This window comes from Mycobacterium sp. DL (assembly GCF_039729195.1).
Lineage (GTDB): Bacteria > Actinomycetota > Actinomycetes > Mycobacteriales > Mycobacteriaceae > Mycobacterium > Mycobacterium hippocampi_A.
The window spans coordinates 5,856,870-5,868,783 of sequence record NZ_CP155796.1 but is presented as its reverse complement, the minus strand read 5'-3'; the positions used below and the strand labels follow the sequence as shown (position 1 = coordinate 5,868,783).

At 68.2% G+C, this 11,914-nt stretch carries 13 protein-coding genes; 10 read left to right on the top strand and 3 right to left on the bottom strand.

All coding sequences use genetic code 11. The features are described 5' to 3' along the window. Positions 1-49: 49 nt before the first annotated feature. The gene (locus ABDC78_RS27905) at positions 50-454 is read right to left on the bottom strand and encodes a heme-binding protein (RefSeq protein WP_178359609.1); all 405 of its coding nucleotides are present in this window, start codon (positions 452-454) and stop codon (positions 50-52) included. A gap of 291 nt (positions 455-745) precedes the next feature. Here ABDC78_RS27905 and ABDC78_RS27900 point away from each other — a divergent pair, with 291 nt between their 5' ends. From ABDC78_RS27900 to ABDC78_RS27890, 3 genes are read left to right on the top strand one after another with little or no spacing between them, the layout of a single operon-like run. Beyond that, complete coding sequence (locus tag ABDC78_RS27900) at positions 746-1,393, top strand: nitroreductase family protein (RefSeq protein ID WP_178359610.1); 648 nt, start codon at positions 746-748, stop codon at positions 1,391-1,393. A gap of 4 nt (positions 1,394-1,397) precedes the next feature. After that, a complete protein-coding gene (locus tag ABDC78_RS27895; RefSeq protein WP_178359611.1) occupies positions 1,398-1,811 on the top strand; it encodes a VOC family protein in 414 nt (137 codons plus the stop codon). 22 nt (positions 1,812-1,833) lie between these two features. Then, entirely contained in the window at positions 1,834-2,706 is an 873-nt protein-coding gene (locus tag ABDC78_RS27890; protein WP_178359612.1) for a rhomboid family intramembrane serine protease, read from the top strand. A gap of 12 nt (positions 2,707-2,718) precedes the next feature. Here ABDC78_RS27890 and ABDC78_RS27885 read toward each other — a convergent pair whose 3' ends face one another. Beyond that, the gene (locus ABDC78_RS27885) at positions 2,719-3,585 is read right to left on the bottom strand and encodes an LLM class F420-dependent oxidoreductase (protein ID WP_178359613.1); all 867 of its coding nucleotides are present in this window, start codon (positions 3,583-3,585) and stop codon (positions 2,719-2,721) included. Between the two features lie 62 nt (positions 3,586-3,647). On the opposite strand from ABDC78_RS27885, the gene ABDC78_RS27880 reads away from it, so the two are divergent. The 6 genes from ABDC78_RS27880 (at position 3,648) to ABDC78_RS27855 (ending at position 10,280) form a co-directional block, all read left to right on the top strand. Next, entirely contained in the window at positions 3,648-4,361 is a 714-nt protein-coding gene (locus ABDC78_RS27880; protein WP_178359614.1) for a beta-phosphoglucomutase family hydrolase, read from the top strand. After that, the gene (locus ABDC78_RS27875) at positions 4,361-6,706 is read left to right on the top strand and encodes a glycoside hydrolase family 65 protein (protein ID WP_178359733.1); all 2,346 of its coding nucleotides are present in this window, start codon (positions 4,361-4,363) and stop codon (positions 6,704-6,706) included. Before ABDC78_RS27880 ends, ABDC78_RS27875 begins: the two co-directional genes overlap by 1 nt. Continuing rightward, positions 6,703-7,515 (top strand): hypothetical protein, encoded by an 813-nt coding sequence (locus ABDC78_RS27870; protein WP_178359615.1) that lies wholly within the window; start codon positions 6,703-6,705, stop codon positions 7,513-7,515. Before ABDC78_RS27875 ends, ABDC78_RS27870 begins: the two co-directional genes overlap by 4 nt. A gap of 105 nt (positions 7,516-7,620) precedes the next feature. Beyond that, the gene (locus ABDC78_RS27865) at positions 7,621-8,913 is read left to right on the top strand and encodes an MFS transporter (RefSeq protein ID WP_178359616.1); all 1,293 of its coding nucleotides are present in this window, start codon (positions 7,621-7,623) and stop codon (positions 8,911-8,913) included. Between the two features lie 49 nt (positions 8,914-8,962). Then, the gene (locus ABDC78_RS27860; RefSeq protein WP_178359617.1) at positions 8,963-9,235 is read left to right on the top strand and encodes a hypothetical protein; all 273 of its coding nucleotides are present in this window, start codon (positions 8,963-8,965) and stop codon (positions 9,233-9,235) included. Positions 9,236-9,347: 112 nt separating this feature from the next. Then, positions 9,348-10,280, top strand: a complete 933-nt coding sequence (locus ABDC78_RS27855; RefSeq protein ID WP_347133250.1) for a DMT family transporter — start codon at positions 9,348-9,350, stop codon at positions 10,278-10,280. Here the strand turns inward: ABDC78_RS27855 and ABDC78_RS27850 are convergent. Next, positions 10,222-10,656: a TIGR03668 family PPOX class F420-dependent oxidoreductase gene (locus ABDC78_RS27850; RefSeq protein WP_178359618.1), complete on the bottom strand. Its 435-nt coding sequence runs from the start codon at positions 10,654-10,656 to the stop codon at positions 10,222-10,224. The genes ABDC78_RS27855 and ABDC78_RS27850 overlap by 59 nt on opposite strands. 106 nt (positions 10,657-10,762) lie before the next feature. On the opposite strand from ABDC78_RS27850, the gene ABDC78_RS27845 reads away from it, so the two are divergent. Then, positions 10,763-11,914: an ABC transporter substrate-binding protein gene (locus ABDC78_RS27845; protein WP_178359619.1), complete on the top strand. Its 1,152-nt coding sequence runs from the start codon at positions 10,763-10,765 to the stop codon at positions 11,912-11,914.

Here is an 11,914-nt window from a genome sequence, read left to right as displayed (position 1 = left end):
CGCGGCGGCGAGAAAGAACCCGCCGCCGCGGCCAGAGATCAGCCGGAGATCAGCCGGCCATGAAGGTGTTGTAGGCCGACACGAGCTCACCGGGGAGAACGGTGATGTTGCAGTTGCGCTGCACGTCGCCGATCGGCGCCAGAATGCCGCGCAACTCGTAGTACTCCCCCGAGTTGGCGGTGAAGTAGCCGCGCAGGTTGGCCTCGGCGTCGGGTCGCGGCTGGTTGAACGCCGCGGTGACGGCCTGGTTCGCGCCCGGGTGCGCATCGAGGTACGCGCGTGCCTGACCCGTGACCGAACTGACGGTGCCGGAGACCGCGCTGGCGCTGCACTGGTCAGCAGGCTGTGCGCCGGCCGCCGGAGCCGCAACGGTTGCGACGGCCAAGCCACCGAAAAGACAAGCCGCCCCGATGCCGGCCACGTTGCGGCGCATGGTGTTACCACTGAGATTCATGTGTTTTGGTCCTTCGAATTGTGAGTCGGTTACTTGCAACCCCGCCCGAAATCCAAGGTAGCCGCGATCCGAAGTGCCCAAACCGAGCGCGATCCGACAAATGTGAAGGGCGGCAAAACGTTACAGCCACACGCCGTGACCTTCGCCTCAGAATCGAGTGAATCGGGTCGAATGAAACGCCTCGTCACAGTGCAGAACGCGAAATCTCTCAGAATTTGCCGGCAACCCTTAATTGATCGTGATCTGCGACGTGACCGAATTGTTATCGACGGGTCTCGCTAGGTTGGCCGCATGCACTCAGAAACCCGCGATGTGTGGGAGACGATGGCCACCGCCCGCACGATCCGCCGCTTCACCGGGGACCCCGTGGACGACACCACACTGCGCCGGTGTCTGGAAGCGGCGACGTGGGCGCCGTCGGGCGCCAATGCCCAGGCGTGGCGGTTCGTCGTGCTGAGGTCGGTCGAGCAGCGCGCAGTCGTCGCGAAGGCCGCAGCGCACGCGCTGGCGGTCATCGAGCCCGTGTACGGCATGAGCCGGCCGGACCCCGACGACCACAGCCCACGGGCCCGTAACAACCGCGCCACCTACGAGCTGCACGATCGGGCCGGTGAGTTCACCTCGGTGTTGTTCACCCAGAAACGCTTTCCGACCGCCTCGGAGCTGCTGCTGGGCGGCTCGATCTTCCCGGCGATGCAGAACTTCCAGCTTGCCGCCCGCGCGCAGGGTCTCGGGGCGTGCCTGACCAGCTGGGCCTCCTACGACGGGGAGCAGGTGCTCCGCGAAGCCGTCGGGGTCCCCGACGACTGGATGCTCGCAGGGCACATCGTGGTCGGCTGGCCCAAAGGCAGGCACGGCCCGGTGCGACGCCGCCCGCTGGCATCAGCGGTCAACCTGGACCGATGGGATGCTCCGGCGACCGAACTGCTGGCGCGATAGCGTGGTGCCCGTGAAGCTCGACTTGCTGATGCCCGGCATCGAGGTGGGTCTCGTCACCACCGACCTCGACGCGATGGTGGCCTTCTACGAGGGGTTCCTCGAACTCGAACCGCAGGGTGAGATCGAGTTTCCCGGCGGCTCGCAGCGCCGGTACTCGCTGGGTAGCAGCGTGGTCAAGCTCGTCACCTACACGCCGGCTCCCGCAGCACCGGCCGCGCCGGGAGGTGGCCGGGCGCAGGCAGGTCTGAGGTACTTCACGATCGGGGTCAACAACCTGCGGGCCGTCGCCGAGGCGTTCGAGGCCTCCGGGTACGAGGTCGTCGAACCGCTGACGGAGTTCGCGCCGGTCCCCGGGATGGGCTGGATGTTCGTCGCCGACCCGGACGGAAACTGGATCGAACTGTTCGGGGTCTTGTGAGCGGGGCGAACGTGGGGCAGAAGTGAGCTACTACCCGAACCCGCCGGGAACCCCACCACAGACACCCACCTGCTACCGGCATCCCGACCGGCCGACCTACGTCCGCTGCACCCGGTGCAACCAGTTCATCTGCCCCGAGTGCATGCACAGCGCCTCGGTCGGTCACCAGTGCCCGGTGTGTTTCGGAGAGGGCGCCCGTTCGGTGCGTCAGGTGACCACGCCGTTCGGTGGCGCCCCGCCGAAGTCCGCGACGCCGCTCGTCACATACGTGCTGATCGGGCTCAACGTGCTGATGTTCGTGCTGCAGATGGCGTCGCCCGGCCTGGAACGGGCCCTGGGCCTGTGGTCACCCGCAGTCGCCGACGGCGAGGTGTACCGGCTGCTGACCTCGGCGTTCCTGCATTTCGGGACGGCCCACATCGCGTTCAACATGCTGGCGCTGTACTTCGTGGGTCCACCGCTGGAGATGGCGCTGGGTCGACTGCGCTTCGTCGGGCTGTACCTGCTCAGCGCGTTGGGCGGGTCGGTGCTGGTGTATCTGCTGACACTGAACGCGTTGACCGCCGGTGCGTCCGGCGCGGTCTTCGGCCTGTTCGGTGCGACGTTCGTGGTCGGGCGCAAATTGCGGATGGACGTCCGCGGGGTGGCCGCGATCATCGTGCTGAACATGGTCTTCACATTCGTCTACCCGTTGATCACGTCGCAGAACATCAGCTGGCAGGGGCACCTCGGCGGGCTCGTCACCGGCGCTGTGGTCGCGGCCGCGTATGTCTACGCGCCCAGACAGCAGCGCAACCTGGTGCAGGCCGGGGCGACCGTGGCGCTGCTGGTGGTCTTCGTCGGGCTGATCGTGTGGCGGACCGCCGACCTGCGGGCGATGTTCGGCGTGGCCTGACTCGGTCCGGCGCTAACCCAGTCCGGCGCCGACTGCGACCGATTCGAGTACCGCCAGATGGTCGTCGACCGAGCGAAGCCCCGCGCCCATCGTGTTCACCGAGAGGTGTGTGGCACCGTGCTCGGCCCACTCGCCGATCTCGGCCGTGACCCGCTCGATGTCGCGCTGCCAGGTCACGCGGCCTTCCATCCCGACGTGTGACGGGTTGCGGCCCGCGTCCCGGGCGGCGGCGTCGACGACGGCCCTGGCCTCGTCGAGGGCGGGTCCAGGCCGCATCATCGGGAACCATCCGTCGGCCAGCCGGCCCGCCCGCGCGTAGCCGGGCGCCGACGCGGCGCCGATCCACAGCGGAATCGGCCGTTGCGCCGGCAGCGGCGCGATACCGGCCCCGGTGACCTGGTGGTAGCGGCCGTCGAAGGTCACGGTGCGCTGCGTCCACAGCAGCCGGAGCAGCTCCATCTGTTCCTCGGAGCGACGCCCCCGGTTGGTGAACTGCTCGCCCAGCGCCTCGTATTCGACGGCGTTCCAGCCGACACCCACGCCGAATCGCAACCGCCCGCCACTGAGAAGGTCGACTTCGGCGGCCTGCTTGGCCACCAGCGCCGTCTGCCGCTGCGGAAGGATGATCACGCCGGTGACCAGCTCCAGCTTTGCCGTGACCGCGGCGAGATAGCCGAACATCACCAACGGCTCGTGAAATGTGGTGTCGATGTCATACGGACCCGACCAGCCCCGATGAACGTCCGGGTCGGCGCCGACGACGTGGTCGTAGGCCAGCACGTGGGCGAATCCGAGTTCTTCGACGCGCTGGCCGTACGCACGGACCGCACCCGGATCGCCGCCGAGTTCCGTCTGGGGAAACACCACACCGATTCGCATACTTTGCTCCAACCCGGCCTTTCCTGGCTTGCATTCCCGGCGCGACGGGGTATGAGTGGGGGATGCTCGGCCTACCCGACCGGATACGCGCCTGTCTCTTCGACCTCGACGGTGTGCTCACCGACACCGCCAGTGTGCACCGGCGGGCGTGGAAGGCGATGTTCGACGAGTACCTGCGCACCCGCAGCGATCAGACCGGTGAGCCGTTCGTGCCGTTCGACGCCGGCGCCGACTACGACTCCTACGTCGACGGGAAACCGCGTGAGGACGGGATCCGGTCGTTTCTGGGTCACCGGGACATCACCGTCGACGACGACACGGTCAGCGATCTCGGCACCCGCAAGAACGATGCGTTCCAGCACACGCTGCGCGCCGACGGGGTGACGGTGTTCGAGGGATCGCGGCGATATCTGGAGGCGACGGCGCGGGCGGGCCTGCGGCGCGCCGTCGTGTCGTCGAGCGCCAACACCGCCGAGGTGCTCGAGATGACCGGGCTGGACACCTACATCGAGCATCGGGTCGACGGCGTCACCCTGCGTACCGAGGGACTGCCGGGCAAGCCCGCGCCGGATTCGTTCCTGCGCGCCGCCCAACTCCTCGACGTCGACCCCGCCGATGCCGCGGTGTTCGAGGACGCGCTGTCCGGGGTGGCCGCCGGCCGAGCCGGGAACTTCGGCCTGGTGGTGGGTGTGGATCGGGTAGGACAGTCAGAAGCGTTGCGGGACAACGGCGCAGATATCGTCGTCACCGACCTGGGGGAGCTGCTCGAGCCATGATGATCACCGACGAGGCGTTCCCGGTCGAGCCGTGGCAGGTCCGGGAAACAGAGTTGAGACTCGACCTGCTGCCGCAGACCGAGTCGCTGTTCGCGCTGTCCAACGGCCATATCGGGTTCCGCGGCAACCTCGACGAGGGCGAGCCGTGGGGACTGCCGGGCACCTACCTCAACGGGTACTACGAGGTGCGCCCGCTGCCGTACGCCGAAGCCGGGTACGGCTATCCCGAGGACGGGCAGTCCGTAGTCAACGTCACCAACGGCAAGTTGATCCGGCTTCTGGTCGAGGACGAACCGTTCGACATCCGCTACGGCGAGTTGCTCTCGCACGAAAGAACTCTCGACATGCGTGCGGGAACCCTGATGCGTACCGCCGAATGGCGCTCGCCCGCCGGCAAGCAGATCCGGATCGTGTCGACGCGCCTGGTCTCGCTGGCGCAACGGGGGCTGGCCGCGATCGAATACGAGGTGGAGGCCGTCGACGACGTGCGGGTCACGCTGCAGTCCGAGTTGGTGGCCAACGAGGACCTGCCCACACCGTCGGACGACCCGCGGGTCGCGGCGGCGCTGGTGAATCCGCTGGAACCGGTGCAGTACGAGGTCAGTGAGCGCGGCGCACTGCTGATCCACCGCACCCGCGGGACAGGCCTGACGATGGCCGCCGCCATGGACCACGTCGTCGAAGCCCCCGGGCGGGTCGAGATCAGCGGTGATGCCGGTGATGACTGGGCCCGCACCACTGTGGTGTGCGGCCTGAAAGCCGGTGAGCGACTGCGCATCGTCAAGTACCTGGCCTATGGGTGGTCGAGTCTGCGATCCCGCCCGGCGTTGCGCGACCAGGCGGCGGCCGCCATCGCCAGCGCGCGCTACACCGGGTGGCAGGGTCTTCTCGATTCGCAGCGCGAGTATCTCGACGACTTCTGGGACTGTGCCGACGTCGAGGTCGACGGCGACCCCGACTGCCAGCAGGCGGTGCGGTTCGGGCTCTTCCACGTCATGCAGGCCACCACTCGCGCAGAACGCCGCGCGATCGCCGGCAAGGGACTCACCGGTAACGGCTATGACGGACATGCCTTCTGGGACACCGAGGGCTATGTGCTCCCGGTCCTCACCTACACCGCACCGCACGCGGCCGCCGACGCCCTGAGGTGGCGGGCGTCGACGCTGGACATGGCGCGCGACCGTGCCGCCGAGCTGGATCTCAAGGGTGCGACCTTTCCGTGGCGGACGATCCACGGCGAGGAGTGCTCGGCGTACTGGCCGGCGGGCACCGCGGCGTTCCATGTCAACGCGGCCATCGCCATGGCATTCGAGCGGTACCGGGTGGTGACCGGCGACGAGTCGCTGGAGCAGGAGTGCGGCCTGGCGGTGCTCGTCGAGACCGCGCGGATGTGGCTGTCGCTCGGGCACCACGACCGCCACGGCGCGTGGCGCATCGACGGGGTGACCGGGCCCGACGAGTACACCGGCATCGTGCGCGACAACGTGTTCACCAACATGATGGCCGCGGCGAACCTGCGCATCGCAGCCGATGCGTGTACCCGGAATCTCGATGCCGCAGCAGAATTGGGGGTGGACACCGAGGAGACCGCGGCGTGGCGCGACGCGGGCGACGCCGTCCACATCCCCTATGACGAGGAGTTGGGTGTCCACCCCCAGTGCGACGGTTTCACGACGCTGCGCGAATGGGACTTCAGTGAGAACACCAAATATCCGCTGCTGCTGCACGAGCCGTACGTGCGGCTCTACCCCGCGCAGGTCATCAAGCAGGCCGATCTGGTGCTGGCGATGCAGTGGCAGAGCCACGCCTTCACCCCGGAGCAGAAGGCCCACAACGTCGACTACTACGAACGGCGCACCACCCGGGACTCGTCGCTGTCGGCGTGCACCCAGGCGGTGATGTGTGCCGAGGTCGGCCATCTGGAACTCGCCCATGACTACGCCTACGAGGCCGCGCTGATCGATCTGCGCAACCTGCACCGCAACACCGGTGACGGCCTGCATCTGGCGTCCCTGGCGGGAAGCTGGACCGCGCTCGTCGGCGGGTTCGGGGGCCTGCGCGACGACGAAGGCCTGCTGGCGCTCGACCCGCGCCTGCCGCCGGGCATCAGCAGACTACGATTCCGGCTGCGGTGGAAGGACTTCCGCGTGACCGTCGAGGTCGACCACGAGGAAGTCACCTACAGCCTGCGCGACGGCCCGCACGGGGCGCTGACCATCCACCATGCGGGCAAGCCGCTCGAGATCACCACCCATTCGCCGACGACGGTGGCGGTGAAACCACTCGAGCCGCTGTTGCCGCCACCGCAGCAGCCGGTCGGCCGCGAGCCGTTCCGCCGGCGATGAGCGACGGTGCGCTCGACGCGCTGTACTCGGCCAGGCCCGAGGACTTCACGTCGCTGCGCACCGAACTCGCGGCCAGGGCAAGGAAGAGCGGTGACACGGCGGCAGCCAAGACCATCACCGCCAGCCGCAAGCCCACGACGGCAGCGTGGGTGGTCAATCTCCTGGTGCTCGACGGGACGGCCAGGGCACAGCTGACCGATCTGGGGTCACGACTGCGTGAGGCGCACGCCGCGATGGACGGCGACGCGATCCGGGTGCTCACCTCCGAACAGCGCCGACTGGTCGACGAACTCGTCCGCAGTGCCTTCCGCGCCGCAGCGCTGGACACACCGTCCGCCGCGTTGCGTGACGACGTCACCGCGACGCTGCAGGCCGCCGTCGCCGACCCGGACGTCGCTGCCCGGCTGGGGCGGCTGACCAAGGCCGAGCGGTGGTCCGGCTTCGGTGACTTCGGTGATACCGCAGCAGTTTCCACTGTCGCGAAGAAGGCCGTACCCGCACCGCGCGCCGCTGCGAAGTCGGCGGCGCCGGAGAAACCCTCGCCTCGGGACCGGCGCGTCCAGCAGGCCCGGGCAGCAGTGGTCGCCGCGGAGCGCACGAAGTCCGAGGCGGACGCGGCGCTCACCGAACTGCAGGCCGACCTCGCCACCGCCAGGCTCCGCCACCAGGACGCCCGCCGCAGGCTGGACGAGGCAGAGCACGCGATGACCGCCGCGGAGGACGCCTATGACGCGGCCAAGCGGGCCGGCCGCGAGGCTGCCGCCGCCGTCAGGAGTGCCAAGCAGGCACTGAAGGAAGCACGCGGCTAGGCATCGCCGGCTCCGGCCGACACGATATGTTGCTCCGAATACCGGAGACGCCACCTCGCGATAAGCGAAATGCTCAGCGCCCCGCTTACTTTCGGGAGGATCGACATGCAGTCCGACATCCGCCGGGCCATCACCGGAGCGTCGATCGGCAACGCCGTCGAGTGGTTCGACTTCGCCATCTACGGTTTCCTCGCGACGTTCATCGCCGTCCACTTCTTTCCCGCCGGCAACGACACCGCCGCGTTGCTCAACACGTTCGCGATCTTCGCCGCGGCGTTCTTCATGCGCCCACTCGGCGGTTTCTTCTTCGGCCCACTCGGAGACCGCATCGGCCGGCAACGGGTGCTGGCTGTGGTGATCCTGCTGATGTCGGCGGCCACGCTGTGCATCGGATTGCTTCCGACCTACGACACCATCGGCGTGGCCGCCCCGCTGCTGCTGTTGTTCTTCCGCTGCCTGCAAGGGTTCTCGGCGGGCGGCGAATACGGCGGCGGGGCGGTCTACCTCGCCGAGTACGCGACAGATGAACGCCGCGGCGTGACCATCACCTTCATGGCGTGGTCGGGGGTGCTGGGCTTCCTGATGGGTTCGGTGACGGTGACCCTGTTGCAGGCCCTGCTCCCCGCCGAGGCGATGGACAGTTACGGCTGGCGGATACCGTTCCTGATCGCGGGACCCCTGGGGCTGGTCGGGCTCTACATCCGCTTGCGCCTTGCCGACACCCCGCATTTCGCGGCCTTGGACGAGGCGGACCAGACCTCCGAATCGCCGCTGCGGGAGGCTGTCTCGACCTCGTGGCGGCAGATCGCCCAGGTGATCGGTGTCTTCATCGTGTTCAACATCGGCTACTACGTCGTGTTCACCTTCCTGCCGACGTACTTCATCAGGACGCTGAACTTCTCGAAGACCGATGCGTTCACCTCGATGACGCTGGCGTCCCTGGTGGCGCTGATCCTGATCCTCCCGCTGGCGGTGCTGTCCGACAGGATCGGACGGCGGCCGCTGCTGATCGGCGGCGCGGTGGCGTTCGCGGTGCTCGGCTACCCACTGTTCGTGCTGCTGAACTCCGGTTCGTTGGCCGCGGCCATCGCTGCGCACTGCGCTCTGGCCGCCATCGAGTCGGTGTATGTGTCGACTGCCGTGTCGGCCGGTGTGGAGCTGTTCGCCACCCGGGTCCGGTTCAGCGGATTCTCGGTCGGCTACAACGTGTGCGTCGCGGTCTTCGGCGGCACCACGCCGTATGTCGTCACCTGGCTGACCGCGGCGACCGGCAATCCGATCGCGCCCGCCTACTACCTGGTGGTCGCGGCGGTCATCTCGCTGGCGACGGTGTTGACGCTGCGGGAGTCGGCGGGCCGGCCGCTGACGCAGGTGGGGGTCCGATCCCGGCCCCATTAGGCTGGTACCACCACATGTCCGTCCGACAGGAACCAAGGGAAACTCAGTCATGAAGCTTCGAGTACTGCCCTATGTCACCGTCGAGGTCGACGACCAAGTTCGGCGCAGGCTGCGGTTGCGCGCCGAGCGGTTGCGCGTCAGCCTGCGCGCCTACCTGCTCAGCGCGGCCGACGACGTCGACGCCGCAGGTGACCGGGTACGCGGGACGATCGATCGCGCAGTGAACCGGGTCGACTCCGCGGTGGCCACGGTCAACGACAAGATCGGTCCGACCGAGACCACCACCCGACCTCACCTGCGCCTCGTCGACGAGGCGAGCTAGGGGTTCAGACCCGCGCGCGACGATCCGCGGCCACGCCCGGGCGGGTTCGGCGGTCCGCGGCGAAATGTGCTGTCCTTGTCGAGGGACCGAGAGCTGAAGGGAGCCCGTCGCTGTGGGAGGCCCAGTCTTCGGCCATGGCCTGACCGTGCTGCTCGCGGTGCTCGCCGCGGTGTTCCTCGCGATCGGGATCGTGGTGCGCCAGCGGGCCACCGTCGACGTGCCCGCCGAGCACGGCATCAGCCCCGTGATGTTCCGGACGCTGATCCGCAGCAGGCTCTGGTGGGCAGGCACCGGAGCGGCGATCGCCGGCTTCGGTTTCCAGGCGCTGGCGCTGGCCGAGGGCTCGCTGCTGCTGGTGCAGCCCATTCTGACCTCGGCTCTGTTGTTCGCTCTGCCGCTGAGCGCCCGGTTGGCGCACCGCAAGGTGACCAGGGGCGAGTGGGCGTGGGCGATGCTGCTGACCGTCGCGCTCGCGGTGTTCGTGGTGCTGGCCAAGGCGCGGCCGGGGGATTACACAGCGTCACTGTCGACCTCCGCGGTGGTCGCGGTGGTCTGCACGGTGGCGGTGGCTGCCTGCGTGATCGTTGCGACGAGGACCGTCGGCTGGCGGCGCGCGGTCCTGCTGGCCGTTGCGGTGGGCGTGCTGTTCGGGGTCGTCGCGGTGCTCACCAAGCTCGTCATGCACCTGCTGACCCACCAGGGTGTCGTTGCAGTGCTGACCACGCCCGTGCTGTACCTGCTGGTGCTGCTCGGGGTGCTGGGGATGCTGGTGCAGCAGTCGGCGTTCCATGCCGGATCCCTGCAGACCTCGGTGCCGACGATGCTGGTGCTCGAACCTGTGGTCGCGGTGCTGCTCGGCGCGGTGGTCCTCGGTGAGCACCTGGACGTGGGGCGCTGGGATGCCGTCGCACTTGCGGTGTCGACGCTGGCGATGGCAGCCGGGACCATCGCGTTGGGGCGCGATGAGGGCGCCTACGAGGAGGAACTCAGCGCTCCGACGACGGCGCCGCCTGCCACGACGACCACCGGCGGATCTGCACGCTGACGACCGGTCCGTCGAGTTCCACCCTGCTGTACTGGGGGTATTTGGCGCGCAGCAGCGCATATCCGGTCGCCATCTCCTCGCCGCTGTGATGAACGGCCGCGTCGCCGTCGGCGCGGACCCACCACAGCCGGGTCCAGTCCTCGTCGTAGTGGTCGACCAGGAGGCTCACCGCGGGGTTCTGCGCGATGTTGGCAAGCCGGCGCAAGCGCCGGGTCGACTTGGGTTTGGCGTCGACGGCCGTGTAGAGCACGTCGCTGCGGCCTTCGGGCATCGCGAACACCACGGGTACCAGGTGTGGCGCACCGTCTTCTCCCGTCGTGGCCAACACGGCAACAGGCGAGCCTGTGAATGCGGTCGCAGCATCAAAATCCGGCATCCCTCCACGGTAAGGTGCCAACGGCCCGCTGATTCGTTCACCGCGGAGTCGTCGCACGGAAACTGTGGAGCCACCGCGCGGCCTCCTGCACATCGGAAGGTTCGGCATGACCATTTCGCGGCACACGGCACCGCTGCTGTCCAGAGTCCTCGCATTCGCGGCGTCCGCACTGCTCGCGGGCGGCGCTGTGGCCTGCGCTCCGCCCGAGCAGGACAACTCGGGCGCCGAGACGGCGTCGGGGGTGATGGCCGCGGAGGCCACCTCCGCCGAGGACTTCGGCGGTATGGACGGGCTCATCGAGGCGGCCAAGGCCGAAGGTGAACTCAATGTGATTGCGCTGCCCCCGGATTGGGCCAACTACGGGGCGATCATCACGGCCTTCTCGGACAAGTACGGCATCAAGGTCAACTCGGCACAGCCCGACGCGTCCAGTCAGGACGAGATCAACGCCGCCAACCAGCAGAAGGGCCGAAGCAGCGCGCCCGACGTATTCGACCTGGGCCAGTCGGTGGCTCTGGCGAACACCTCGATGTTCGCGCCGTACAAGGTCGCGACGTTCGACGACATCCCGGCCGCGTTCAAGGATCCCGACGGCACCTGGGTCAACGACTACGGCGGCTACATGTCGATCGGATTCGATTCGGCCGCGGTCCCCCCGGTCACCGGTATCGACGACCTGCTCAAACCCGAGTACCAGGGCAAGGTGGCACTCAACGGCGATCCGACCCAGGCCGGTGCGGCGTTCTCCGGTGTCCTGATGGTCGCGCTGTCGCAGGGCGGTTCGGTCGACGACATCGCGCCCGGCGTCGAGTTCTTCCGCAAGCTCAACGAGGCGGGCAACTTCCTGCCCGTCGACCCGACGCCGGCGACCATCGAGTCCGGACAGACCCCGGTCGTCATCGACTGGAACTACACCAACGCCAGCGAGACCAAGAAGCTGCCCAGCTGGCAGGTCGTGGTGCCGTCGGAGTATCCGGTGGCCGGCTACTACTACCAGGCCATCAGCAAGGATGCCCCGCACCCGGCGGCCGCTCGACTGTGGCAGGAGTTCCTGTACAGCGATGAGGGCCAGAACCTGTTCGCCCAGGGCGGGGTGCGACCGGTGCGGGCCGACAACATGATGGCCGACGGCACCCTCCAGGACTCGGTCGCGAACTCGATGCCCGTCGTCGACGGACCAGTGACCGTGCCGACCCCCGAGCAGACCGAGGCCGCCTCGAAGTACCTCGCGGAGAACTGGGCCGCGGCGGTGGGCTGA